This is a genomic window from Bradyrhizobium sp. AZCC 1721, assembly GCF_036924715.1.
Classification (GTDB): Bacteria; Pseudomonadota; Alphaproteobacteria; order Rhizobiales; family Xanthobacteraceae; genus Bradyrhizobium.
Map to the genome: position 1 here is coordinate 4247180 of NZ_JAZHSB010000001.1, position 23823 is coordinate 4271002.

The window sequence follows — 23823 nt, forward strand, 5'->3', positions numbered from 1 at the left end:
TTGGCGAGCGCGCGGCCGGTTCCCATGTCACGGTCTGGAATATCGGCCTGGAGGACGGACTATGTCTTATAGCGGCTCTGGCAATACTGGCGGCAGTCCTCAAAGTGCTGGCGGCGGCTGGCGGAACGACGGAGGAGTGCCGCCGCATGCGTTCGATCCCTATTCGCAGCCGGAACTGTTTCGCGGCGTGCTGACGCGGCGGGTATTTGCGTTCCTGATCGACCTCGTCGTGCTGTCGGTGCCCGTCATCCTCGGCTACATCTTCATCGGCCTGTTCGGCATCATCACGCTCGGGCTCGGCTGGATGCTGTTCTGGCTGGCGTGGCCCGCCACCATCGTGTGGGCGATCGTCTATTACGGTACCTCGATCGGCGGCCCGCATTCGGCGACGCTCGGCATGCGCGCGATGGATCTGGAGCTGCGCACCTGGTACGGCGAGCCGGGCTATTTCGTGCTCGGTGCCTGCCATGCCGTGCTGTACTGGGTCTCGATCTCATTCCTGACGCCGCTGGTGCTGCTGGTCGGCCTGTTCAACAGCCGTCGCCGGCTGCTGCACGACTTCATCCTGGGAACCGTGGTCATCAACAGCTCGGTTCGTACCCAGGTAGTTCCTTCGCCACGCAGCAGCTATTGAGCGAGCAGCAAACTATTTGACCGCCCGCCTTTCGGGCGCGATGTTAGAGCCGGTCGGGCCCCAAGATGAAATCGGGGCCGGGCCGGCGCTTTTTTCGTTCCGATGCGTTTTCTTAACGCGAACCGGTGTCTACTGCGTTGGAAAGCGCTATGGTTGATTTGTTTCGGAGGCGTGACGACCCGACGTGACCCAACACTCGCGTGATACCCCGCAATTCTACCTGACGGCGCCCTCGCCCTGCCCCTATCTGCCGGGCCGGCACGAGCGCAAGGTGTTCACGCATCTGGTCGGCGACAAGGCCGGCGACCTCAACGACCTCCTGACCCATGGCGGTTTCCGCCGCAGCCAATCGATCGCTTACCGCCCGGCCTGCGACCAGTGCCGGGCCTGCGTCTCTGTGCGCGTCATCGCCAACGAATTCCGCCCCTCGCGCAACTTCAAGAAAGTTTTGGCACGCAACGCCGACATTGTCGGCGAGCAGCGCAGCGCGGTGCCGACGTCGGAGCAATACTCCGTGTTCCGCGCCTACCTCGACAGGCGCCACCGCCATGGCGGCATGGCCGACATGACCGTACTCGACTACGCGATGATGGTGGAAGACAGCCATGTCGAGACCCGCATCATCGAATACCGCAAGCGCGGCGTCGACACCGGCATCACCGGCCGCGGCGAGGAACTGGTCGCGGTGGCGCTGACGGATGTGCTCAGCGACGGGCTGTCGATGGTGTACTCGTTCTTCGAGCCGTCGCAGCACAGCCGCTCGCTCGGCACCTTCATGATCCTCGATCACATCACCCGCGCGCGCCGGCTCGGGCTGCCTTACGTCTATCTCGGCTACTGGATCGAGGGCTCCAAGAAGATGGACTACAAGGGCCGCTTCCTGCCGCAGCAGCGGCTGGCGCCGTCAGGCTGGCTGCGGGTGGATGCGACGGGCGAAATGCTGTCCGAGCCGCAGGATTGACCCTCTGCTGTCATCACCCGCGAAAGCCGAAAGCGGGTGATCCAGTATTCCAGAGACATCAGTGATTGAATCGAGAGGCCGCGGCGTACTAGGTCGCTCGGTCCGCACATCGAGCCGGGCGATGACAGCCGCGTGGCGCGGTTAGCCGAAAAACGCCTCGAACAACAGCTTCACGTTCAGCGCCACGATGATTCCGGCGACGATCCACGCCACGACGGCGACTGTGCGCGGGATGACGAACTTGCCCATCTTGCGGCGGTCGGAAACGAACTTCACTAGCGGGATCACCGCGAACGGCAATTGCATCGACAGCACGACCTGGCTGAATACCAATAATTGGCCGGTGCCGCGCTCGCCATAGAGCGCGGTGACGATCACGACCGGAACGATGGCGACGCCGCGGGTCAATAGCCGCCGCGCCCAGTTCGGCAGCCGCAGGTTCAAAAAGCCTTCCATCACGATCTGGCCGGCCAGCGTCGCCGTTACCGTCGAATTGAGGCCGGAGGCGAGCAGCGCCACCGCGAACAGCGTCGAGGCAATGCCTAGACCGAGCAGCGGCGACAGCAATTCATAGGCCTGACCGATCTCGGCGACCTCGGTCCGTCCGCTCGAATAGAAGGTGGAGGCGGCAACGATCAGAATCGCGGCGTTGATGAACAGCGCCAGCATCAAGGCGATGGTCGAATCCGTGGTCGCCCATCTGATCGCCTCGCGGCGGCCCTTGTCGTTGCGCTCATAGGCGCGGGTCTGCACGATCGAGGAATGCAGATAAAGGTTATGCGGCATCACGGTAGCGCCGATGATGCCGATTGCGATGTAGAGCATCTCCGGATTGGTGACGATCTCGGGCGACGGCACAAACCCCTTCAGGACGGCAGCGACCGGCGGCGCCGCAGCCACGATCTGAATCGAAAAGCAGATCGCGATCACAATTAGCAGCGAGATGACGAAGGCTTCGAGGAAGCGAAAACCCCTGTTCATTAGGAGGAGCAGCAGGAAGGCGTCGAGCGCAGTTATCAGCGCGCCCCAGATCAAGGGAATGCCGAACAGCAGGTTGAGAGCGATCGCTGTGCCGATCACCTCGGCAAGATCGCAGGCGATGATTGCCGCTTCGCAGACCACCCAGAGCAGGAAGTTCACCGGCCGCGAGAAGCTGGCGCGGCAGGCCTGCGCCAAATCGCGGTCGGTGACGATGCCAAGCCGCGCGGCGAGCGCCTGCAACAGGATCGCCATCAGGTTCGACAGCAGAATGACCGCGAGCAGCGTGTAGCCGAACTTCGAACCACCCGCGAGGTCAGTGGCCCAATTGCCGGGGTCCATGTAACCGACCGAAACCAGATAGCCGGGGCCGAGGAAGGCCAGCAGCCGGCGCGACCAATGCCCGCCAAAGGGCACCAGGATCGTGGAGTTGACCTCGGGCAGGCTCAGCCGGGCGTCGGCGGCGGCGTCAGCGCGCCAACCGGAGGCGGTCGTATCGGCCATCAGCAAACCCTTGGCTTCCGGGCCCAATTCGGGCGTGCGCGCATCCATTTCAGCAAGATGGCCGATCTTCGTCCTTATTGCAACTCATTTGCAACTGCATCTGGTGATCACGAAAATGATACCACTGATCCGGGCGTTGAAGGCGGAAGCGCGCAACAAGCTCTCTCAGGCGATGGTCGACTACGATCTCACCCTGGCGCGCATCAACATCATCCCGAACGCGCTGGCCGAAGCGGTCAAGCCGATCGAGAAGATTTCCGACATCCGGATCTTCGACACCGGCGGCCTGCTCGGCCGTGGCGGCGGCAATGGCGCGATGAACGGCCATAGCAACGGGCTTGGTCTGGGCGATGGCCTTGCCGCGCAGTTGCTGTCGGTTTCGGCGTTCAAGCCGATCATCGACAAGATCCTCGCCGAAGGCGGCTTCGCCGCTGGTCCGGACGCGCTGACCAGCCTGACCAACGCGCTGGCCGCGCCGCAGCTCGCCAGTCCGGCCGAATTGCCCTCCGCTGTAGATGATGATGAGCTGGCGACGCAGCCGGCGACCATCTCGGGAACGGGCAAGGCGACGCTCGGGCCCAAATCGTAGTCGAACAGAAGCAGCCAAAACGCCGTTCAGATCGAGGCCTGCCGCCCATTCGCGCGGCGGGCCTTTTTCCTGGAGTCGTTCTCTCCTGTCGGTCGTCGGGAAGCACGCGGGCTACGGGCTGTCCGCACTTCCTTATTGCAAATGCCTCTCATTCGTGACACCAATTGCAACTAATTCGCAATTGCAACTGAGGGAGCATCCGGATGCGTCAGTTCAAGCGGACTTGGGAGGCACACCAAGACGGAAACGACGATTTTCACTTCGGCGATTTTCTCGGCCACTTTCATGTGCCGCACCGACCGCACGGCTCGCATGGCCCGGGTGAGCACCAGGGCGGCCCTCACGGTTCGCCGTGCCAGCCGGATCCGCCGCCGGTAAAAATCGAGTACCGCAGCTTCGACGGTTCGCAGAACAATCAATCCGATTCCACCCTCAACGCTGCCGGCACTGAGTTCGGACGTATCGGCGAGGCGCATTTTGCCGACGGCATCTCCGTCCCGCTCGGTGGCAACAATCCGCGCACCATCAGCAATCTTGTGGTCGGCGCCGGCGACCCTGATGTGGCGAACCCGGAAGGTGTATCCGCCTTCATGTACGCCTGGGGCCAATTCATCGATCACGACATGACGCTGACCCGGACGGACGGCGTCAGCGATGTCAGCGTCGTGGTTCCCGCCGGCGATCCTGTGCTCCCCGCCGGCACCATCATTCCGATCACCCGCGCGATCGTCGATCCCACGACCGGCGCGGGCACGTCCAATCCAGCGATGGCGCTCAATTCCAATACCGCCTGGCTGGACGCTTCGATGGTCTATGGGTCCAGCGCCGCGACCGCCGCCAGCCTGCGCACCGCTGACGGCCACATGTTGACGTCGCAGGGCAACAACCTGCCGATCGTCGACGGCATGGTCGTGGCCGGAGACGTCCGCGCCGCAGAGAATCCGGCGCTCACCGCCCTGCACACGCTATTCGTGCGCGAACACAATTATTGGGTCGACAAACTGCACCTCGAGCACCCGAACTGGAGCGGCGACCAACTCTACAATCACGCCCGCGCTATCGTGACGGCGGAAATCGCCAACATCACCTATTCGGAGTTCCTGCCTAACCTCGTCGGCAAGAATGCGCTAACGCCCTACGACGGCTACGACCCCAGCGCCGATCCCCACCTGTCGCTGGAATTCGTCGCCGCGGCGTTCCGCTTCGGACATTCGATCGTGTCGGGCGAAACCGAAGGCCTTGCGGAAAACGGCGAAGTCATCGCCGGCTCCGAGGAAGACCTGAAGGATGTATTCTTCCAGCCGGCCGCAAACTTCAACGACAATGGCGGCGCCGATGGACAATTGCGCCACCTGGCCGCCGATCCATCACAAGCACTCGACGCGCGCATCGTCGACGACCTGCGCAATTTTCTTTTCGATCCACCGGTGTCGATGGATCTCGCCGCGATCAACATCCAGCGCGCGCGTGACCTCGGCCTCGGCACGCTCAACCAGACCCGTGAGGCACTCGGCCTCGAGCCCTACACGGATTTCAGCCAGATCACGAGCGACCCGGAGACGCTGGCCGGACTGAAAGCAGCTTACGGCAATGTCAACAACGTCGGCCTGTGGACCGGCGGCTTGTCTGAAAATCATGTCGCTGGCGCGCTCGCCGGCGAGACCTTCCAGGCCATCATCACGATGCAGTTCGAGGCGTTGCGCGATGGCGACCGGTTCTGGTTCGAAAATCAGGGATTTGATGCCAAGACGTTGGCCGAGATCAAAGGCACGACGCTGGCAGATATCATTCTGCGCAATACCGATACCGAGCATATCCAGGACGACGTCTTCGTCACCTATGCGCGGCATACCGGCCTTGCCGGCGGCGTAGAGTCCGAAGATCCCGAAGCCCGCCAGATCGTCATCGGCTCCGATGGCAGCGACACGCTGATCGGCGGTCCGCAGGGAGATTATCTGTTCGCCGGAACCGGCAAGCAGACGATGACGGGGAATGACGGCGCGGATCGCTTCGTGTTTGATTTCGGATCCACCAAGGCTGAGATCACCGACTTCGATCCGGGCGTCGACATGCTGGTGTTTGAGAATGCCGGCCGTTTGGACTTTCGCGACGTGAGGATCTGGGGCGACCACGGGAATACGGTGGTTCAGGTCGGCGACGACCGGATCGAACTGACCAGCGTGCGGCCGCATGAACTGACAAAGCACGATTTCCTGTTCGACGTTTGACACGAATTCACGAAACAACTTCTGCGGATTGGAGCGATCATTTTTGCCGGGCATCCGCGTTCTGGCAGCCCGGTCATGAAACCTCCACACGTTCGTGTGTGGAGGTTTTTGTTTTTGGAAGAGGTTGTCGGGAAACGGGTGGGTTTGATCGTCCTCGGGCCGGACAATGGATCAAATCGAATCTGTCAGGAAATTTTGCCATGTCACCCGCTCCGACACCGCGCTTGCCCGCGACCTTCAACCGTCTGGCCTGGTCGAACCTCGCCGCGCAATCGGCCGAACAGATTGCGCTGGCCGCAGCGCCCATCGTTGCGGTGCTGCTGCTTGGTGTTGGCGAAGGCCAGACCGGATTGTTGCAGACCGCGCTGACGCTGCCCTTCATCCTGTTTGCGATTCCCGCCGGTCTCCTTGCCGACCGCATCTCGCGGCGCTGGGTGATGGCGGCCTCCGAAGCGCTGCGGGCGGCCGCGCTTGCGGCGACGCTGCTGCTGATCTGGCTTGGCGCAATCACGCTGCCGCTGCTCTCGCTACTCGGCTTCGTCGCTGTCTGCGGCACCGTGGCCTACAGCGTCGCCGCGCCCGCGTTGGTGCCATCGCTGGTCAATTCGGAGCAATTGCCCGCGGCGAACGCACGGATCGAACTGGCGCGCACAGTGGCGTTTGCGAGCGGTCCGGCGCTCGGCGGCGTGCTGGTCGGATGGGTCGGGGCCGCGCCTGCCTTCGGCTTTGCCGCCGCATTGTCGGTGATGGCCGTCGTGTTGCTGTCAGGCATCTACGAACCGGCACGCGCCCCTGCCCCGCGCCGCCATCCTTTGCAGGAGATCAGGGAAGGCGCCGCGTTCGTGTTGCATCACGCGCTGCTGCGGCCCGTGTTCATCACGCAGTTCATCTTCAACACGGCGTCATTCCTGCTGCTTGCGGTGTTCGTGCCGTACGCCGTTCGCCATCTCGGCCTATCGGCCACCGGCGTCGGCGTAACGCTTGCGATGTACGGCGTCGGCATGGTGGCGGGCGCGCTCTCTGCCACGCGGGTGATGCAGCGGCTGGCCTTCGGCACCGTGATCGGGCTCGGCCCGGTGACGGGATTCGTCGCCGCCGCCATCATGGCGCTGACGACGATCGCGCCGGCGCCGTGGCTCGCGGCGCTGAGCTTCTTCCTGCTCGGCGCCGGCCCGATCCTGTGGGTGATCTCGACCACCACACTGCGCCAATCGGTGACCCCGCCGTCGCTGCTCGGGCGCGTATCCGCCATCAACATCATGAGTTACGGCGCCCGTCCGCTCGGCTCGGCGCTGGGCGCCATCGTCGGCGGGCTCTATGGCGCAGAAGCCTGCCTCTACATGGCAGCCGCCATCTTCGCGGCGCAGGCGCTGGTGATCCTGCTATCGCCCGCAGTCTCGCTGGCGCGACAGCCGGAGATGGTGGGCGAGCCGGCGCGGTGCTAGCCGTCTGGTCGAAAACCGTCATTGCGAGGAGCCACCGGGTCCGGCCTTCGGCCGGCCCGATGATAAACTCCGCGACGAAGCAATCCAGCCTCTCTTGCGGCCCTGGATTGCTTCCGCCTTCGCGCTAAAGCGCTGCGGCGAACTGAAGCCCTACGAAGCTTGCGCAGCAAGCATAGAAAGATCGCTTCACTCGCAATGACGGTTTTTAGGGCGTGTTCTCATTAAGCGACTGACTAATGTCCGCTCAAGGCACCGAGGCGTATTGTTTCCTTCAAGAAAGAACCTTGCGGAGGAAAGCAAGCATGACGCTGTTGAATTGCCTCGGCCTTTGCAGCGGCGCGAAATGGCTCACACCAGGCAGGATCTTCAATTCCGCTGTCGCGATACTTCGTGCAAGATATTCGGCATGTTCGGGCTTGATGAACTCGTCGTGCTCGCTCTGCACGATCGCAACAGGCACATGGATGTGGGCGAGCTCGCCTGCAGAATAATTCGGTTCGGTCTTCATCATCTGGCCGACAGCTTCAACCAATGCGTCGAACTGGTCCGGCGTGGCTGATAGCTGGGCATAGTCCTTGGCGTGCCGCCCGAAACACCGGTCGAGAACCGGGCTGGGCTCGATTTCTTTTGTGCCGCTGGGGTCCATGTTACAGCCGAAGAAAAACACGCCCGCAACGTGTTCGGCGGCCTTCATGGCGAGGATCAAAGCGGTACAGGCGCCATCGCTCCATCCGACGACGGCTGCCTTGTCCACTTGCAGCGCATTCATCACGGCCAGAACGTCGGACGCCATCAACTCATACGTGAAAGGCCGCGAATCGCGCGTGCTGTGGCCATGGCCGCGGCTATCGATCAGCACGGCGCGATAACCCGACGCGACCAGCGCCGGAACCTGATAGCCCCAGTTGCCGCTATGCCCAAGGCCGCCATGCAGCAAGATCACGGGAGCTCCCGACCCGTACGTCGCGTACCGGATTCGAGCACCGTCGTGTTCCACAAAGCCTTGATTGATCGCGGTGGGCAGGGGCGCAGCGCCATGCGCCTCGAAACATTTAAGGTCGTCGTCGTATGATTCCATTCGGATTTGACCCAAAGCTTGAGATAGGGAGACCTGCAACCGCCGCTGATATCACCCCGACAAACTGTTGACGGTCGATATAGCACCCCGCGACCTAACTGAATCAAATGTCCGCTTCTAGGCGCTTTCTGCTTACTTCCCATAAACATGATAAGCTCCCAGCATGGGAACGTTGACATACGAAGACCGTACCGTGAAATACCAATGGGCGAGCGATGTCGACTTCGACGGCATTCGCATGGAAGTCCTTTCGGACAGCGGGGATACACTCCTTGATCTCAGTGTGCCCGATGACGGTCCGATCACCGTTAACGCCTTCGGCAAAGAGGTTGCCGCAGCCCTAATCGAAGCAGCAATCGAGGTCGTGCGCCGTTCAAGATAGACATTGGTTGCGGTGCGGACAGGACCACAACGTCCGCTATGGGTTGGTCAAGAACGACCAAGCTCAGGGTGAGCATAATAGGTCCGCTTTCGGGTGCATAGCGTCCGACCCGCTCCTTGGCGGGCCACATTGAGCCGGACTGTCTTGCCGTGAGTCCACGCCCTCACTGCCCGGAGCCCATTGGTGCTTTCCGATGCCGCTTTATATGATATATGTCATCTCATGTAAAAGCGGGAACCCTCATGGTCGACCAGACTGCAGCAATCGACACTGGCCCTCGTTCGGAAGCTTCTTCCACTGTCCTGCAGATCGCGGTGCTGGCAGGCCTCGCCGCCACGGGAACGCTCGCCACCAACATCCTGCTGCCGTCGCTGCCGCAGATGGCGGCGTCGCTCAACGTCACGAGCGCGGCGGTCACCGCAGCGATCACGGTCTTCCTCGCGGTGTTCGCGATCGGCCAGCTCGTGGTCGGGCCGATCTCGGACCGCTATGGCCGCCGTTGGCCGGTCCTGATCGGGTTTACCGTCTTCTTCGCCGGCAGCCTCTGGTGCGGCCTCGCCAATGATTTGCCGAGCCTGCTGATTGGCCGTGTCATCCAGGCGGCCGGCGCCTGCGCCACCTCGGTGCTGTCCCGCGCCATTGCCCGCGACCTGTTTTCCGGCGCGGCACTCGCCCACGCGATGGCGCTGATCATGATCGCGATGGCGGCAGCACCCGGCTTCTCGCCGCTGCTCGGCGGTGCGCTCGACCACATTTTCGGCTGGCGCTCCGAATTCGCATTCCTCGCGGCTTTCGCCGGGCTCGGCGCCCTCGCCTACGGCATGGTGTTTGGCGAGACCCACCTCGCAACACGCACCCCGCTCGATCCGCAGGCGATCGCAAAAACCTACCTCGCCCTGCTCCGCGACCGCCGCTTCGTGGTGCCGGCGGCAACCGTCAGCCTGATCCTGGGCGCTCTGTTCTCGATTTTCTCGGCGGCGCCCCGCGTCCTGATCGAAGCGATGCACTTTACGCATATTCAACTCGGTCTGTTCTTTGCGGGCACGGTGCTGATCGTGTTCGCCGCCGGCATGCTCGCGACCCGGCTGGCGCCACGCTATGGGCTCGATCGTTCGATCCGGCGCGGGCTGTTCGCCGCCGCAGCCGGCAGTCTCGCGATGCTGCTGGTCTCGCTATACACCCCCTCCTTCCTGCCGTTTCTTGCGGCCATGAGCGTATTCCTGCTCGGCATGGGCATCGTCAGCCCGTTAGGCACGGCGCAGGCGCTGTCCCCGTTCGGCGACAAAGCGGGCGCGGCATCAGCGCTCATCGGCTTCTCGCAGATGACGACAGCCGCAATCGGCGTCTGGCTCGCGGCGACGATTTCCCCCGATGCGCTATTCGCGCTTGGCGTAGTTCTGATGGTGTTTTCGCTGGTGGCCGTGGCGCTTTACACACGGCGAGCGAGACCAAATTAGGACACCAGATATCGCTCGTACTTCCCGGCCACCACCTCGTCCGCCGCAATATCCGGATCGAGCGTGTAAAGATCCTGCGCTCGGCCGATGCCGCGCAGTGCGTAGCGGCCGGTGGAGACCAGGTAGTTTCGCCCCGCGGCATCGAGACCTCCGCGGAACGCCGACGACATCAGCAATTCGCGGTCGACCGAGCGGCACATCGAGGCGATGCGGCTGACCTCGTTGACGGCAGGCCCCACCACCGTGAAGTCGAGCCGGTCGTCGCTGCCGATATTGCCGTAAAAGACCTCCCCGACATGCAGGCCAACATGGGCTGATGTGACTGGCCGGTTCTCGGCCGTGCGGCGGGCGTTCAGCGTCCTCATGTTGCGGCGGAAGCGATGTTCGGCGCGCAGCGCGGCGCGGTTTGCCTTTGCTATGTTCTCATGGGTGAACATCGCCAGCACGCCGTCGCCGATCAGCTTCAGCACCTCGCCGCCAGCATCATGGATGGCGTCGATCGAGGCCTGCGCATAATCGTTGAGGAACGGGATGATCTCGCCGGGATCGATGCTCTCGCTGATCGCCGTCGAGCCGCGCAGGTCGGAGAACCACAGCACCGTGTTGATCCGCTCGGTGACGCCGCGCGTGATGCGGCCGCGCAGCACCTGCTCGGCGGTGTCGCGACCGAGATAGACCCGGCCCAGCGTCTTGGTGATGTCAGCCTGCGCCGCAGATTTGATCGCCAGCCCCAGCACCGGCACGAGATCGCGGAGCGCCGCGAGCCCCTGCGCGCCAAACCCCTCGTCGCGCCGTGTCACCCAATAGGAATAGACGCAGTCCATCTGTCCCATGGTGCCGGCCTCGCCGAACTGGTGCACATAGGCGACCAGATGCTTGTGACCTTTCTCGGCGAGTTCGCCCATGAATTTGAAGTTGTAGGAGGTGCGATTGGCGAGGTCGAGCGGCAGCTCTTCATGGCCATTCTGGAGCATGTAGTAGAAGATCGAACTGCGCCAGGCCTCCGCGGCTTCGCCCTCGTTGGTCGAGCCATATTCGAACGCGTCGCTTTCGTTGGTCTCGGCGTCGTTCCAGCGAAAGCCGCGGCCCTCGAAAATCGGGTGCAGCGTGTCGATGAAGACCATGCCGCGCGACAGGCCAAGCCCCTCGGCGCAGCAGCGTTCGCAGAAACCGCGGATCAGGTCGTTTTGAGGCAGGCCGGTGAGGCCCTGGCCGACCAGCCAGTTCATCAGGCGCAGACGGGGGGTGAGCTCCATGGGGCTATTATGCCGTGCAATGGTGACAGACGGAAGGCTCTGGCCGCCTGCGTTCCCCGGGACATCAAGCGCTTACTTCCGCGTCACCGCCTCGCCGTCTTCCTTGACGAAGGATTCGACCGGGTTGTCGAGCAGGTCGAGCACGAGCTCCGACGGCCGGCACAGCCGGACGCCCTTTGGCGTCACAACGATCGGCCGGTTGATCAGGATCGGATGTTTCAGCATGAGATCGATCAGCTCGTCGTCGCTCCATTTCGGGTCGGCCAGGCCAAGCTCGGCATAGGGCGTGCCTTTTTCGCGCAACAGCTCGCGCGGCGAGATGCCCAGCGCCTTGATCAGTTCGACCAACCGGGCGCGGCTCGGAGGCGTCTTCAGGTACTCGATCACCTCGGGCTCTTCGCCGCTCTGCCGGATCATCGCCAGCGTGTTGCGCGAGGTGCCGCAGGCGGGGTTGTGATAGATCGTGACGCTCATGGTTGCGCCTCCTTCAACACTGCGTGCGCCTTGTCGCTTTCACGAAGCAGCCAGCCCATGAAGATCAACGCGATGATGGCGCCGCAGGTTTCCGCCGCGATGAAACCCGGAAGATCTGTGGGGCGAATGCCCGAAAACGTATTGGTCAGCGAGCGCGCAATGGCAACGGCGGGATTGGCGAACGACGTCGACGCCGTGAACCAGTAAGCCGCCGTGATGTAGAGGCCGACCAGCCACGGCACGCCGGCGCGGTTGAACCGGATACCGGCCAGAATGGTCGCAACCAGGCCGAACGCCGCGACGGCTTCGGCGAGCCATTGCGCGCCGCCGGTTCGCATTTTCAGCGAGGCATCGAGCAGCGGCAGCGCGAACATCGCATGCGCCAGCATGGTTCCGGCAATCCCGCCCGCGATTTGCGCAGCGACGTAGAGCAGCGCCTCGCGCGGCGTCAGCTCGCGCCTGAGCGCAAAAACCAGCGATACCGCCGGATTGAAATGGGCCCCGGAAATGGGACCGAGAATGGTGATGAGGACGACCAGGATGGCACCGGTCGGCAGCGTATTGCCGAGCAACGCGAGTGCGACGTCCTTGGTCAAGGTCTCGGCCATGATCCCGGAGCCGACTACGGTAGCGACCAACAATGCGGTCCCGAGCGCTTCGGCAGCGAGCCGGCGCGGCAGATCGAATTCGGACATTAGCTGGCTTTCTCCTGGCCGGACGTCGCGCCGTCGTTGCGGCCGATGTCGCGCAATTTGGTCCCGAGCGACAGGCGGTCGATACTTTGCAGCGGCAGGCTCGTAAAGGCGGCAATTCTGTTTTTGAGATAGCGGAATGCCGCGACGAATGCCGCTTCCTTCTCGATATCGGTGCCCTCGACGGCGGCAGGGTCCTCGATGCCCCAATGTGCCGTCATCGGCTGCCCGGGCCAGATCGGGCAAGATTCGCCGGCGGCGTTGTCGCAGACCGTAAAGACGAAATCCATTACGGGTGCATCGGGCCGCGCGAACTCTTCCCAACTCTTCGAACGCAATTCGTCAGTGGGGTAATCGAGGCGGTTGAGAACCTTGATCGCAAACGGATTGACCGTCCCCTTCGGCTGGCTGCCGGCGGAGAAGGCGCGAAAATTGCGGCGACCGTCCTTGCGCAGGATCGATTCCGCCAGGATCGAACGGGCGGTGTTTCCGGTGCACAGGAAGAGTACATTGTAGATGCGTTCAGACATGCGCTTTCCTCCTCGGCTTCGGGGTGCGGCAAGGCGTGAGGTCTTCGATCAATGGACCGCAGATTTCGGGCCGCCCGTCGCAACAATCCCTGAGCATGAACAGCACGACGGACTGAAAGGCCTTCAGATCGGCGCGGTAGACAATCGAGCGGCTGAAGCGGCGCGCTGTAACCAGCCCCGCACGCGACAAGATCGCCAGATGCGACGACATGGTGTTTTGCGGCACGGCGAGCGCCTTGGCGATGTCACCGGCAGGCAATCCCTCCGGCTCGTGTTTCGCCAATAGCCGAAACACGTCGAGCCTGGTCGGTTGCGCCAGCGCCGCTAGCGCCAAAATGGCTTGTTCGGATTCCATATATCCAGACTTATCGATATATCGGGGCGTGTCAACTTTTACTGTTGCCGCTGTAGGCGTGCCCGCTATTTCGATAATTCTGGAAATACCGTTGACGAGTTGGCGATGTGCATGCCATGATGCCCGCATGAAACTCGATGACGCCGCCGCCCATCTGGAAGCGCTGGGCAATCCGACCCGGCTCAAGATCTATCGTGCGCTGATCCGCGCCGGCGGCGCCGGACTTGCCGTCGGCCGCCTGCAGGAGAAACTGAAAATCGCGCCCTCGACCCTCTCCCACCACATCAAGGCGCTGGTGGTGGTCGGCCTCGTCACCCAGGTGCGCGATGCGACCACGCTGATCTGCCACGCCAACTACGAGGTGATGCGGGAACTGGTGGGTTTCTTGGTCGCCGAATGCTGCACGGAAAGCGCCGAAACCGCCGATGCCAAGATCAAAGCCGAGACCAATGCCAAGACCGCGGCTTAGCGCGTTGCGCTTTTTCGAACTGTATTTTCGATATTTCTAGTTTTATAGGAGAATGCCATGAGTGGAACCAGGACTGTCGCGATCATCGGAGCCGGGCCGGTCGGCCTTGCCGCCGCCGCCCATGTGCTGGAGCGCGGGCTGCAGCCGATCGTGCTGGAAGCCGGCGACAAGGTCGGCCACGCCATGCGGCTATGGGGCCACGTCCAACTGTTCTCACCCTGGGAATACAATGTCGACAAGGCGGCGGCGCGGCTGCTGGCGGCAACCGGATGGAATTCTCCCGAACCGGATCAGTATCCGACCGGCATGGAGATGGTGGAGCGCTATCTCGAACCGCTCGCGACCCACTCGGCGCTCGGGCCCCACATCCGCACATCGAGCCGCGTCACCGCGATCAGCCGGGCCGGCTTCGACAGGATGAAATCGAAAGGCAGAGAAAAGGCGCCGTTCGAAATTCGCTACCAGAACGGACAAGGTCCGAAAGTCGTCAAGGCCGACGCGATCATCGACGCTTCCGGCACCTGGCATTCGCCGAACCCTGCAGGCGCCAACGGCCTTTCCGCCATTGGCGAGGCTGATACCGCCGACAAGATCGCCTATGGGATGCCCGACGTCCTCGGCAAGGAACGCGCGCGCTATGCCGGCAAGACCGTCGCGGTGCTGGGCGCGGGACATTCGGCGATCGGTACGCTGATCGATCTGGCGAAGCTTGCGGACCAGGTGCCGGGCACCCGGCCGATCTGGCTACTGCGCGGCAGCGATCCGGCAAAGGCTTTCGGCGGCGGCGCGAACGACAAACTGTTGGCTCGCGGTGAATTGGGCGCGGCCTTTGCCGCGTTGGTGACGGCAGGCAGCATCAAGGTCGAAAGCGAATTTCGCGTTTCGCATCTCGTAGCCGACGGCCCTCGCCTCGTCGTCGGCGCCCTGTCCGGCTGCCGCGCCCGGCAGGCCGTGGTCGATGAACTGATCGTCGCGACGGGTTTCCGCCCCGATCTCGACTTCGTGCGCGAGTTGCGCATCCGGCTCGATCCTGCGATCGAATGTCCGGTCGCGCTGGCGCCACTGATCGATCCGAACGAGCATAGCTGCGGCACGGTGCGTCCGCACGGCGCCCGCGAGCTGGCGCAGGACGAGCCCGGCTTCTATTTCGCCGGCATGAAAGCTTACGGCCGCGCACCGACCTTCCTGATGCTCGCCGGGTACGAACAGGTGCGCTCGATAGCGGCCGACATCGCCGGCGACCGAGCTGCCGCAGAGCGAGTCGAACTGGTGCTGCCCGAGACCGGCGTCTGCAGCCGCTCGCTCGCGCCAGATACCGGCAATTGCTGTGGCGGCCCCGCAATATCGGATGTTGACGCATGTTGCGTCGCGGATGAAAAAGCAAAGCAACAAGGCAAATCGGGATGTGGTTGCGCGTCCTCGACATGAGGAGTGAATAGAATTTCGCTGGAAGGCCGATCCGTCATCGTTGCGATGTGTGTAGGGCAGCTCGGCAGCCTGCTCCCGCACGTCGTCGTACCTTCCATCCTTGCCGCATTCTTGATTCCCGAATGGCACTTGAGCGGCGCGCAGGCAGGCCTGCTGGCAGGCTCGGGCGCCGCCGGCTATATGCTGACCGTGCCGGTGCTGGCGACGCTGACCGACCGCATCGACGCGCGCAAAATTCTGATCGCCGGCTCGGCGGTGAGCGCACTCGGCACGCTGCTGTTCGGCGCCTTTGCCACCGGCCTGTGGTCGGGCGCCCTCTTCAACGCGATCGCCGGCATCGGCTTCGCCGGCGCTTACATGCCCGGCCTCAAGGCGCTGACGGACCGTCTCGCGTCCGGCGACTCATCCCGCGCCATCACGCTCTATACGTCGAGCTTCTCGTTCGGCGTCGGCCTGTCATTCCTGGTTTCGCAGCTCGTCGCAGAAGCCTGGGGTTGGCGGAGTGCCTTTTTTGTCACCGCTACCGGGCCGCTGATGATGCTCACCGTCTGCTTTCTGCTGCGGCCTATCGAACCGAAACCGACATCGGGCCGGCTTCTGGATTTCGCCCCGGTGTTTCAGAATCGCAAAGCCATGGGCTTCGTGCTCGGCTACGGCGCGCATTGCTTCGAACTCTACGGCATCCGGACGTGGATCGTTGCGTTCTGGACGTTTGTCGCCGCGAGGCATTCGGATGCATCGATCCTGACGCCGGTGGTGGTGAGCGTGGCGTTCTCCCTGCTCGCCATGCCCGCGAGCATTTTGGGCAATGAATTCGCGCTCCGGTTCGGCCGCCACCGGGCCATCACGGCGGTCATGCTCGCTTCCGCTGCCGTGGCGCTTCTGATCGGCGTGCTCGCCGACAAGTCACCCTGGCTGCTGCTGCCCCTGATGCTGGTCTATGCCATCACGGTCCCAGCGGATTCCGGCGCGTTGACCTCGGGCATGTCGATGGCAGCAGACCCGAGCCATCGCGGCGCGACCATGGCGATGCATTCCACCGTCGGCTTCAGCCTGTCCGCCCTCGGCGCCTGGGCGGTGGGCGTCGCGCTGGATGCGACCGGCGGGCCGCAAAATGCATCGGCCTGGATGGCGGCGTTCGCGGTGCTGGCAGCGGGCACCCTGCTCGGGCCGCTGGCGCTGCTGTGGTCTAGAAGAGAAACGGTCCAGTGAACCAGCTTCCCATCATTCTCGCCCTCGGCACGACACAGACCCTGGCCTGGGCTTCGAGCTACTACCTGCCGGCGATCCTCGCTGACCCAATCGCGCGCGATCTCGGCATATCCTCGACCTGGATATTTACCGCTTTCTCCGCCTCGCTGGTGATTTCGGCCCTGATAGGCCCGCGTGTCGGACGGCAGATCGACCTGGTCGGCGGTCGCTCCGTGCTGTCGCTATCCAATCTGGTGCTGGGGGCCGGGCTGGCGCTGCTCGGCTTCACATCATCCATCCCCATGCTCGTCATCGCCTGGCTGCTGCTCGGCGTCGGCATGGGCGCCGGCCTCTATGACGCCGCCTTCGCCGCGCTCGGCCGCATCTACGGCGACGCCGCACGGCGCTCAATCACTGGCATCACGCTGCTCGCCGGCTTTGCCTCGACCGTGGGATGGCCGCTCTCCGCATGGGGGCTGGAGACCATCGGCTGGCGCAACACCTGCTTTGCCTGGGCGGCAGCGCACATCCTGATCGGCCTGCCGCTCAACCTCCTGATGCTGCCGGCTGTAAAGGGCGCGAAGGCGGCGGTGGCGGCAGCCGTCAAGCCGCATATCCCGATCGATCGCACCATGATCGTGCTCGCCTTCGTGTTCGCCGCGGCCTGGACCGTCACCGGCGCGATGGCGGCACATCTGCCGCGCATCATGGAAGCGGCCGGCGCGACCACGGCGCAGGCGGTGTTCGCCGGCGCGCTGATCGGCCCGGCGCAGGTGGCCGCGCGGATCTTCGAGGCGGGCTTTCTCAGCCGCTACCATCCGCTGGTCTCGACCAGGCTTGCCTGCATCACCCACCCGATCGGCGCCGCCATCCTCGGCCTGGCCGGCGGCGGCGCGGCCAGCGTGTTCGCGCTGTTCCACGGCTCCGGCAATGGCATCCTGACCATTGCGCGCGGCACGCTGCCGCTCGCGATTTTCGGCCCGGAGAATTACGGCTATCGCCTCGGCATCATCGGCGCACCGGCACGGATGGCGCAGGCCGCGGCCCCGCTGCTGTTCGGCCTATTGATCGAAGCCATGGGCGCGCGGGTGCTGATCGTATCCTCGGCACTCAGCATCTCGGCACTGCTGGCGCTGTTTCTGCTGCGAAAGGGATCGCCGAAGCTGCCAGTTGAGACGTGAGCCTACGGCTTCCTGATCTCCGACGTCGCGATCCATATCCCCGCAAACACGGCGATCAGCCCGACAATGAGGTTGAGCGTGATCGGCTCGCCGACGAGCTGGGTGGCAAGCAGGCCGGCGGCAACCGGGTTGACCGTCATGGTGTTGGCTACGCGCGTCGGCGACGCCTGCTCCAGCGCCAGCACCCACAGAATGAAGGCGAGCGCCCCGCCGGCGACGCCGAGATAAAGCCCCGCGATCCATTGCGGCGTTCCGAACTGACCGAGCGATGCGACGCTGCCGGTCAACGATCCGACCAGGATCAGGGCCGCCGCGCCGGTGCCCATGCCCACGGTGAGGAAACCGAGCGCGCTGGACCGCTGGATGAACGGCCGGGACCAGACATTGTAGAACGCCATGCACAGCACCGCGCCAGTCATGATCAACTCGCCGCGCCACGCGCCCGCCGGCGCGGCCGACAATCCCGTTGCGAGTGCGGCGGCGACACCCAGCACCGCGATGCAGACCCCGATCGACTTCCGTTTCGTCAGCGGCTCGATGCCGAGCAGAGCACCGACCACCATGGTGTGCAGCGGCAACGTCGCCAGCGCGAGCGAGGCGCGCGCCGCGGTCGTGAACGTCATGGCAATATTGTAGAGAACGAAAAACACGCCGAAGAAGCAGAAGCCGAGGGCGGCGACGGCCGGCCAGTCCGCGCGCTTCGGCCATCGCACCTTCATGAGCAGCGCCGCCGGCAGCACGCAGCAGAAGCCGATCCCCCATCGCAGGATCGCAAGTGTGATCGGATCGGTGTTGCCGGCGAGATAGCGCGTGATCGCCGCGGCGCTGCCGCCGAGGCTGCTCGAGACCAGCGCGATTGCGACCCCGATCCATTCACCCAACGCCGCCCCCTGTCGCCCGCGTCTCTCGCGCGATCATATGGTGCGGAAAATCGCGCACGCGAGGCTCGATGGCATCCGGATCGATCTTTCTGTCTTGGGCCGCGCGATCTGCACGCAAATGGCGGCAAATGTCAGCAGCAAATACCGATCTCTCGTCTTGCGGGCGAGCCATGACGGGCTTAGCCTGCTTGCGGGGGAAATCGCAGCCTCCCCGTCAAATGGCGATTCCATTCAAGCGCTGCTCGCTTTTGCGTGGAGCGGGCACATGGATGGAGCGACACTCGAACTGCCGCTGTTTCTTCTTGCGACCTTCGCCGGCGCGGTTGTCTCCGGTCTCTCCGGCTTCGCCTTCGGCCTCGTCGTCTCGGCGATCTGGCTCTACATCCTCACGCCGCTGCAAACGGCGACGCTGATCATTGCGTTCGGGCTGCTCGTGCAGGGCTATTCGGTCTGGAAGCTGCGCGGCGCGCTTGATTGGCGAAGGCTCTGGCCGTTCGTGGCCGGCGCCGCACTCGGCGTTCCGGTAGGCGTCGGCGTCCTGACCTGGGCGAACCCTGCCCATGTGCGCGCGGGCGTCGGCGCGTTCCTCGTGCTCTACAGCCTCTACGCGCTGCTGCGACCGGCCATCCCTGCGGTGAACGCGGGCGGCGCCGCGGCCGACGCCGCCGTCGGTTTCCTCAACGGCGTGTTTCAGCCGGTGGCCGTTGCGATCTTCGCCATGAGCGCCCTGTGGATCGGAGCCAGGGGCGCGATCACGCCTGACACGATCAAACTGTTTCTGATCGGACTGCCAGCCTTGTTCGCCGGCACCTGGGCCGGGCTCAAGCTGTACGGCCGGCTGGATGAGGCGGCGTTCCGGAAGGTGGTGCTGGTATTGCTGCTGGTCTCGGGTGCGGTGCTGATCATCTGATAGCAGCGGGAAGCGAAAAACGGCTCGATCGCGTCCGGTCAATTGAGCGTGAGTCTGCCGATGTCAGCGCGCGACCGCGTTGACACTCCGCGTCAGTGTGGCTGAATGCGGCCATGGGGGTAGTTGCGATCCCCCCACGAGGCGACATGCCCAAGTATCGCGTCCCGGTTTTCCGGAGGCGCATACGCATGCCCAAAATATTCTCTCATCCATACCCCGACACTCGGCCGCGCTGCATCACGCCTTGCGGGATGCCGCGCGCTATCCGGTCGATGTTTGGGGCTCGCGCAAGAAGGAGAACGCCATGAAACACAGGCTCACATTACTCGCGCTCGGCGCCGCACTGCTGCTGTCGCATGCTGCCCGCGCCGATGCTATCGACTGGAAGAAGGTGGATGCCGCCCTCGGCAAGGCTGCCACAGTGAGCGGTGAAGTGCATCGTTACGCGCTGCCGCGATCAGATCTGCACGTCACGCTGGACGGCGTCGCGATCAAGCCAGCATTGGCGCTCGGAGGCTGGGTCGCCTTCGCTCCCATGCACGGAGAGGCCATGCTGATGGGCGATCTGGTGTTGCTCGAGACCGAGATTACCCCGGTCATGACGAGGCTGCTGGACAGCGGATTGGATATCACTGCCATCCACAATCACGTTCTCCGCGCCTCTCCCGCGACCTTCTACATGCATGTGGCCGGGCACGGCGATCCCGAGAAAATGGCAACCGCGATCCGTACAGCGCTTTCATCGGCAAGCAAGACGCCGTTCGATCCACCGGCCACCACCTCCACCGCTGCGCCTGCGGTTGATCTCGACACGGCAAAGCTCGACGAGGCGATGGGCGCCAAGGGCACGGCGACTGGCGGTGTCTACCAGTACGGCATTCCGAGGCGTGATCCGGCCAAGGAAGGCGGAATGCAGGTCAACACGCCGCTCGGCGGCGCCAACGCCATCAACTTTCAGCCGACCGGTGGCGGCAAGGCCGCCATAACAGGCGACTTCCTCGTAACCGGCAACGAGGTCAATCCGCTGATCCGGGCGCTGCGTGCCGGCGATATCGAGGTCACCGCGATCCATAGCCACATGCTCGCAGAAGAGCCGCGGATGTTCTTCATTCATTTCTGGGCCAACGACGACGCCCTGAAGCTGGCACGCAACGTCCGCGCCGCGCTCGACAAGACAGCCGTCGCGCAGCACTGATCGCGCAGACGTCAAAGTCTTGTTCGGCGGCTTGATGCGGCGGGACGCGAATAAGGGCGGCGCCGCGGTCGGCGCCGGCAGGCGGCATTCGCGACCAATCTGGCTACGGATTAGAGGTGCACCCCGACCAGATCCGCGAATTATCGCTTCAATCCGTTCCTAAATTTCAATCAATTGCGTCGAACCAGCATAGCTTACCGTCAAGAAGTTTTTGTCATGAGAAGCTAACCGGAACCCCGGTTTCCGGTGGTTTCGAGGCTCCGGCAGGTTGGAGCCTGCAGGCTCTGGAAGTGGCTATGAAGGAAGCGATCCGCTTACGTGAATTGGAAGCCGAGTGCCGTCAACGCGCGCTGAGCGAACCCGACAAGAAATGGTATTGGTTGGCGCAAGCCGCCAAATACCAGGTGCAGGCAAGCCAGCAACTCGCCTTTGACTCGGAAGAGAGCAACACCCCCCACACGCCGGAGATCAAGCTGGCGCAATGGTCGCATGTGCGAGACGAGCGGCGCGTGATGGACCCCCTCCCCGACGGACGGCGATCGCCCTGGTAGTCCCGCGAACCGCGTTGACGCGCCGGTCTCCAATCGCGCGAGAACGTGCTAGCTAACGTCCCTGCTCCTCCGGTGGCTTGATATGGCGGAACGAGAACAGCAAAGCGAGGTCGTAGGCGATCTTGAGCGTGCCGCAAACCACCAGCGGCAACCCCGTAAACGACGTCATCAAGAGCGCGCCCGAGATCGCCGGGCTGACGGCAGATGCGAGGCTGCGCGGCACGGCGGTGACGCTGGCGGCCGCGGGCCGTTCGGCCGGCGTCACCACGGCCATGACGTAGGAGGTGCGGGTCGGCACGTCCATTTGAGACAGCGCCGAGCGCAACAGCAGCAGGCCGAGCGCGACGTAAAGGTTCGGCGCAAATGCCGCCAGGATCAGGACGATGCTGGATGGGATATGCGTGAACACCATGGTGTTGACCAGGCCGATGCGCTTCGCGATCCATGCCGCGACCGGATAGGAGAACGCGCTCAGCGTGCTCGACCAGAAGAAAAACAATCCGGCCGCGGACAATGACAGGTCGAAACGCTCGAACAGCCACAGCACCAGCAGCGACTGCGCGACAAAGCCGCCGGCAAAGGAATCGATGCTGAACAGCGCCGCGAGCTTGTAGACGGTGCCGCGCGAAGGCCCGAGTGGCGCCTGTGGCGCCCGCTCTTCGCCGCGCTGATGCGGCATGTAGCGATAAAGCACCGCGCAGGTGACGCCGAGCGCGGCGTAGGCATAGAACATCAGGCGGAACGCAGCGAGTTGCGTGCTGCCGCCGGCGACAAGGAAATCGGGCAGCGAGGCCGCAAGCGAACCCGCAGCGGTACAGAGCGCGCCGACCAGGCTGTAGCGCGCGAACACCTGGGTCCGGCGCTCATCGGTGACACTGTGAGCCAGCACCGCATGCTCAAGCGGCACCAGCACACCGAGATCGCCGCCGGAAGCGTTGATCGTGCCGATGAATGCGACCAGCGCGATCAGCACAAAATGCTCGACGGCGGGAAAGGCGCTGCCGGTTGCGGCCATCAGGCAGGCGCCCGATATCAGCAACGGCCGCAGGTCATGGCGCGGCGCGATCCAGCCGGTGATCAACGTCAGCAGCGCCGTTCCCAACAGCGACGCCGTCGCGACGATACCGACGGCGATAGCGTCGTATCCCAGCGCGGTCAGATAGGCCGGCAGGATGATGACGGCGAAGCCGTCGCCGAAACCGCGCAGGCCGCGTGCGACATAGAGCAGCCGGATCAGCGCGTTGGCGGTGGAGGGTTTTGGTTCGGTCGCGATATCGGTCATCCCAGCATCCGTGCGCCATCCTCGACGTAATCGAGTGTGCGCAGAGCTTGGACGGCGGACCGTCTGACGGGGAGCCTGCTTTGTCCCTGGTAGGGCAAGTTAGGACCGAAACCGGCATGGCGCAAGCGCCTCTCGTAGGATGGGTGGAGCGCAGCGGTACCCATCCTCGGCGGATTGCGGGAATGATTGATGGGTATCGCTTCGCTCCTCCATCCTACGCACCGCTGACAACCATTGACAGCCGAACAGGGCCGCGCTTAATTCCGCGCATGGGGATGTTGCGATCTCCCCACGAGGCGACATGCCCAAGTATCGCGTCCCGTTTCTTTTTGACGAGGGCGCTGCCATGTCATCCTACACCACGATATCTCCCGACAAGCTTTCAAAATTGATCGGCACGGCGAACATGCCGGCCCTGATCGATGTTCGTACTGACGAGGATTTCGCCGCCGACCAGCGGCTGATTCCGGGCGCCGTCAGGCGCAACCACGAGGAAGCTGCCGATTGGGGCGAGGAGTTCTCCGGCCGCTCGGCGATCGTCGTTTGCCTGCGCGGCCAGAAACTGGCACAGGGCACCGCGGCCTGGCTGCGCCATCTCCACGTCTCGGCCGAAGCGCTGGAAGGCGGTTTCGAGGGCTGGAAGGCCGCAAAACTGCCGCTGGTGCCGGCGGCAAAACTCCCGGCGCGCGACGCGCAGGGCCGCACCGTCTGGGTCACCCGCGCGCGGCCGAAGATCGACCGCATCGCCTGCCCGTGGCTGATCCGCAGGTTTGTCGATCCCAACGCGGTATTTCTTTTCGTCACGCCGCCGGAGGTGCTTGCAGTCGGCGAGCGCTTCAACGCCGCCCCCTTCGACGTCGAGAACGTATTCTGGAGTCATCGCGGCGAGCTCTGCACGTTCGACGTCATGATCGAGGAATTCGGTCTCGCGACGCCGCCCTTGCTGCGGCTGGCGGCAATGGTGCGTGGTGCCGACACCGGACGGCTCGACCTGTCGCCCGAAGCGCCCGGCCTGCTCGCGGCTTCGCTCGGGCTGTCGCGCATGTTCGATGATGATCTCGAGCAGCTGGAAGCCGGCATGACGCTGTACGACGCGTTCTACCGATGGTGCCGGGACGCGACTGCCGAGACCCACAACTGGCCAACCAACAAGGCGAAATCGTAATGGACGC

Annotated in this window: 23 protein-coding genes and 1 pseudogene; 15 read left to right on the plus strand and 9 right to left on the minus strand. The window is 63.8% G+C overall.

Annotation, left to right across the window (positions count from 1 at the left end; all coding sequences use genetic code 11):
• The first annotated feature begins 61 nt into the window (after window positions 1-61).
• A complete protein-coding gene (locus V1273_RS20375) occupies window positions 62-634 on the plus strand; it encodes an RDD family protein (RefSeq protein ID WP_334410677.1) in 573 nt (190 codons plus the stop codon).
• Between the two features lie 184 nt (window positions 635-818).
• On the plus strand, window positions 819-1595 hold the full coding sequence (locus V1273_RS20380) for an arginyltransferase (protein ID WP_028345684.1): 777 nt from the start codon (window positions 819-821) through the stop codon (window positions 1593-1595).
• Between the two features lie 141 nt (window positions 1596-1736).
• Here the strand turns inward: V1273_RS20380 and V1273_RS20385 are convergent, their stop codons facing one another.
• Complete coding sequence (locus V1273_RS20385; protein ID WP_334410678.1) at window positions 1737-3125, minus strand: Nramp family divalent metal transporter; 1389 nt, start codon at window positions 3123-3125, stop codon at window positions 1737-1739.
• 85 nt (window positions 3126-3210) lie between these two features.
• Between V1273_RS20385 and V1273_RS20390 the strand changes: the two are divergent.
• The 3 genes and pseudogenes from V1273_RS20390 to V1273_RS20400 all read left to right on the plus strand — a co-directional run.
• A pseudogene (locus V1273_RS20390) lies at window positions 3211-3666 on the plus strand (flotillin domain-containing protein); the annotation flags it as partial.
• 203 nt (window positions 3667-3869) lie between these two features.
• On the plus strand, window positions 3870-5894 hold the full coding sequence (locus V1273_RS20395) for a peroxidase family protein (protein ID WP_334410679.1): 2025 nt from the start codon (window positions 3870-3872) through the stop codon (window positions 5892-5894).
• Window positions 5895-6094: 200 nt separating this feature from the next.
• Window positions 6095-7339 (plus strand): MFS transporter, encoded by a 1245-nt coding sequence (locus V1273_RS20400; RefSeq protein ID WP_334410680.1) that lies wholly within the window; start codon window positions 6095-6097, stop codon window positions 7337-7339.
• Window positions 7340-7610: 271 nt separating this feature from the next.
• On the opposite strand, the gene V1273_RS20405 is transcribed toward V1273_RS20400, so the two are convergent.
• Window positions 7611-8417 carry an alpha/beta fold hydrolase gene (locus V1273_RS20405; RefSeq protein ID WP_334412246.1) on the minus strand — a complete coding sequence of 269 codons (807 nt, stop codon included), beginning with the start codon at window positions 8415-8417 and terminating at the stop codon, window positions 7611-7613.
• Window positions 8418-8580: 163 nt separating this feature from the next.
• Here V1273_RS20405 and V1273_RS20410 point away from each other — a divergent pair, with 163 nt between their 5' ends.
• Together V1273_RS20410 and V1273_RS20415 are read left to right on the plus strand one after the other, a co-directional pair.
• The gene (locus V1273_RS20410) at window positions 8581-8799 is read left to right on the plus strand and encodes a hypothetical protein (protein WP_334410681.1); all 219 of its coding nucleotides are present in this window, start codon (window positions 8581-8583) and stop codon (window positions 8797-8799) included.
• Window positions 8800-9041: 242 nt separating this feature from the next.
• Window positions 9042-10256 (plus strand): multidrug effflux MFS transporter, encoded by a 1215-nt coding sequence (locus V1273_RS20415; protein WP_334410682.1) that lies wholly within the window; start codon window positions 9042-9044, stop codon window positions 10254-10256.
• On the opposite strand, the gene V1273_RS20420 is transcribed toward V1273_RS20415, so the two are convergent.
• The 5 genes from V1273_RS20420 to V1273_RS20440 form a co-directional block, all read right to left on the minus strand.
• Window positions 10253-11512: an adenylate/guanylate cyclase domain-containing protein gene (locus V1273_RS20420; RefSeq protein WP_334410683.1), complete on the minus strand. Its 1260-nt coding sequence runs from the start codon at window positions 11510-11512 to the stop codon at window positions 10253-10255. The two genes, V1273_RS20415 and V1273_RS20420, sit on opposite strands and share 4 nt — an antisense overlap.
• A 72-nt stretch (window positions 11513-11584) precedes the next feature.
• Entirely contained in the window at window positions 11585-11986 is a 402-nt protein-coding gene (gene arsC, locus V1273_RS20425; protein ID WP_334363095.1) for an arsenate reductase (glutaredoxin), read from the minus strand.
• Window positions 11983-12681: an MIP/aquaporin family protein gene (locus V1273_RS20430; protein ID WP_334410684.1), complete on the minus strand. Its 699-nt coding sequence runs from the start codon at window positions 12679-12681 to the stop codon at window positions 11983-11985. Before V1273_RS20430 ends, arsC begins: the two co-directional genes overlap by 4 nt.
• Complete coding sequence (locus tag V1273_RS20435) at window positions 12681-13208, minus strand: arsenate reductase ArsC (RefSeq protein WP_334363098.1); 528 nt, start codon at window positions 13206-13208, stop codon at window positions 12681-12683. Before V1273_RS20435 ends, V1273_RS20430 begins: the two co-directional genes overlap by 1 nt.
• Window positions 13201-13563 (minus strand): ArsR/SmtB family transcription factor, encoded by a 363-nt coding sequence (locus V1273_RS20440; protein WP_334363099.1) that lies wholly within the window; start codon window positions 13561-13563, stop codon window positions 13201-13203. Before V1273_RS20440 ends, V1273_RS20435 begins: the two co-directional genes overlap by 8 nt.
• A gap of 127 nt (window positions 13564-13690) precedes the next feature.
• Here V1273_RS20440 and V1273_RS20445 point away from each other — a divergent pair, with 127 nt between their 5' ends.
• Genes V1273_RS20445 through V1273_RS20460 form a run of 4 tightly spaced genes read left to right on the plus strand, consistent with a single transcriptional unit; the run spans window position 13691 to window position 17832 of the window.
• Window positions 13691-14032 (plus strand): ArsR/SmtB family transcription factor, encoded by a 342-nt coding sequence (locus V1273_RS20445; RefSeq protein WP_334410685.1) that lies wholly within the window; start codon window positions 13691-13693, stop codon window positions 14030-14032.
• Window positions 14033-14089: 57 nt separating this feature from the next.
• Entirely contained in the window at window positions 14090-15460 is a 1371-nt protein-coding gene (locus V1273_RS20450; protein WP_334410687.1) for an NAD(P)-binding domain-containing protein, read from the plus strand.
• Window positions 15461-15505: 45 nt separating this feature from the next.
• Window positions 15506-16672 (plus strand): MFS transporter, encoded by a 1167-nt coding sequence (locus V1273_RS20455; protein ID WP_334412247.1) that lies wholly within the window; start codon window positions 15506-15508, stop codon window positions 16670-16672.
• A complete protein-coding gene (locus V1273_RS20460; RefSeq protein WP_334410688.1) occupies window positions 16669-17832 on the plus strand; it encodes an MFS transporter in 1164 nt (387 codons plus the stop codon). Before V1273_RS20455 ends, V1273_RS20460 begins: the two co-directional genes overlap by 4 nt.
• A 2-nt stretch (window positions 17833-17834) precedes the next feature.
• On the opposite strand, the gene V1273_RS20465 is transcribed toward V1273_RS20460, so the two are convergent.
• The gene (locus tag V1273_RS20465; RefSeq protein WP_334410689.1) at window positions 17835-18713 is read right to left on the minus strand and encodes a DMT family transporter; all 879 of its coding nucleotides are present in this window, start codon (window positions 18711-18713) and stop codon (window positions 17835-17837) included.
• 265 nt (window positions 18714-18978) lie between these two features.
• On the opposite strand from V1273_RS20465, the gene V1273_RS20470 reads away from it, so the two are divergent.
• The 3 genes from V1273_RS20470 (at window position 18979) to V1273_RS20480 (ending at window position 21369) form a co-directional block, all read left to right on the plus strand.
• On the plus strand, window positions 18979-19623 hold the full coding sequence (locus V1273_RS20470; protein ID WP_334410690.1) for a sulfite exporter TauE/SafE family protein: 645 nt from the start codon (window positions 18979-18981) through the stop codon (window positions 19621-19623).
• 304 nt (window positions 19624-19927) lie between these two features.
• Complete coding sequence (locus V1273_RS20475; protein ID WP_334410691.1) at window positions 19928-20818, plus strand: DUF1259 domain-containing protein; 891 nt, start codon at window positions 19928-19930, stop codon at window positions 20816-20818.
• Window positions 20819-21114: 296 nt separating this feature from the next.
• Window positions 21115-21369 carry a hypothetical protein gene (locus V1273_RS20480; protein WP_334410692.1) on the plus strand — a complete coding sequence of 85 codons (255 nt, stop codon included), beginning with the start codon at window positions 21115-21117 and terminating at the stop codon, window positions 21367-21369.
• Window positions 21370-21421: 52 nt separating this feature from the next.
• Here V1273_RS20480 and V1273_RS20485 read toward each other — a convergent pair whose 3' ends face one another.
• A complete protein-coding gene (locus tag V1273_RS20485; RefSeq protein ID WP_334410693.1) occupies window positions 21422-22651 on the minus strand; it encodes an MFS transporter in 1230 nt (409 codons plus the stop codon).
• Between the two features lie 346 nt (window positions 22652-22997).
• Here V1273_RS20485 and V1273_RS20490 point away from each other — a divergent pair, with 346 nt between their 5' ends.
• Window positions 22998-23816: a sulfurtransferase/chromate resistance protein gene (locus V1273_RS20490; protein ID WP_334412248.1), complete on the plus strand. Its 819-nt coding sequence runs from the start codon at window positions 22998-23000 to the stop codon at window positions 23814-23816.
• Window positions 23817-23823 lie beyond the last annotated feature (7 nt).

Coding starts and splice junctions, on each gene's coding strand:
- V1273_RS20470 (WP_334410690.1), top strand. CDS start 18,979: ATGGATGGAGCGACACTCGAACTGCCGCTGTTTCTTCTTGCGACCTTC.
- V1273_RS20415 (WP_334410682.1), top strand. CDS start 9,042: ATGGTCGACCAGACTGCAGCAATCGACACTGGCCCTCGTTCGGAAGCT.
- V1273_RS20375 (WP_334410677.1), top strand. CDS start 62: ATGTCTTATAGCGGCTCTGGCAATACTGGCGGCAGTCCTCAAAGTGCT.
- V1273_RS20400 (WP_334410680.1), top strand. CDS start 6,095: ATGTCACCCGCTCCGACACCGCGCTTGCCCGCGACCTTCAACCGTCTG.
- V1273_RS20450 (WP_334410687.1), top strand. CDS start 14,090: ATGAGTGGAACCAGGACTGTCGCGATCATCGGAGCCGGGCCGGTCGGC.
- V1273_RS20385 (WP_334410678.1), bottom strand. CDS start 3,125: ATGGATGCGCGCACGCCCGAATTGGGCCCGGAAGCCAAGGGTTTGCTG.
- V1273_RS20485 (WP_334410693.1), bottom strand. CDS start 22,651: ATGACCGATATCGCGACCGAACCAAAACCCTCCACCGCCAACGCGCTG.
- V1273_RS20430 (WP_334410684.1), bottom strand. CDS start 12,681: ATGTCCGAATTCGATCTGCCGCGCCGGCTCGCTGCCGAAGCGCTCGGG.
- V1273_RS20480 (WP_334410692.1), top strand. CDS start 21,115: ATGAAGGAAGCGATCCGCTTACGTGAATTGGAAGCCGAGTGCCGTCAA.
- V1273_RS20475 (WP_334410691.1), top strand. CDS start 19,928: ATGAAACACAGGCTCACATTACTCGCGCTCGGCGCCGCACTGCTGCTG.
- V1273_RS20445 (WP_334410685.1), top strand. CDS start 13,691: ATGAAACTCGATGACGCCGCCGCCCATCTGGAAGCGCTGGGCAATCCG.
- V1273_RS20490 (WP_334412248.1), top strand. CDS start 22,998: ATGTCATCCTACACCACGATATCTCCCGACAAGCTTTCAAAATTGATC.
- V1273_RS20455 (WP_334412247.1), top strand. CDS start 15,506: ATGTGTGTAGGGCAGCTCGGCAGCCTGCTCCCGCACGTCGTCGTACCT.
- V1273_RS20405 (WP_334412246.1), bottom strand. CDS start 8,417: ATGGAATCATACGACGACGACCTTAAATGTTTCGAGGCGCATGGCGCT.
- V1273_RS20435 (WP_334363098.1), bottom strand. CDS start 13,208: ATGTCTGAACGCATCTACAATGTACTCTTCCTGTGCACCGGAAACACC.
- V1273_RS20410 (WP_334410681.1), top strand. CDS start 8,581: ATGGGAACGTTGACATACGAAGACCGTACCGTGAAATACCAATGGGCG.
- arsC (WP_334363095.1), bottom strand. CDS start 11,986: ATGAGCGTCACGATCTATCACAACCCCGCCTGCGGCACCTCGCGCAAC.
- V1273_RS20395 (WP_334410679.1), top strand. CDS start 3,870: ATGCGTCAGTTCAAGCGGACTTGGGAGGCACACCAAGACGGAAACGAC.
- V1273_RS20420 (WP_334410683.1), bottom strand. CDS start 11,512: ATGGAGCTCACCCCCCGTCTGCGCCTGATGAACTGGCTGGTCGGCCAG.
- V1273_RS20440 (WP_334363099.1), bottom strand. CDS start 13,563: ATGGAATCCGAACAAGCCATTTTGGCGCTAGCGGCGCTGGCGCAACCG.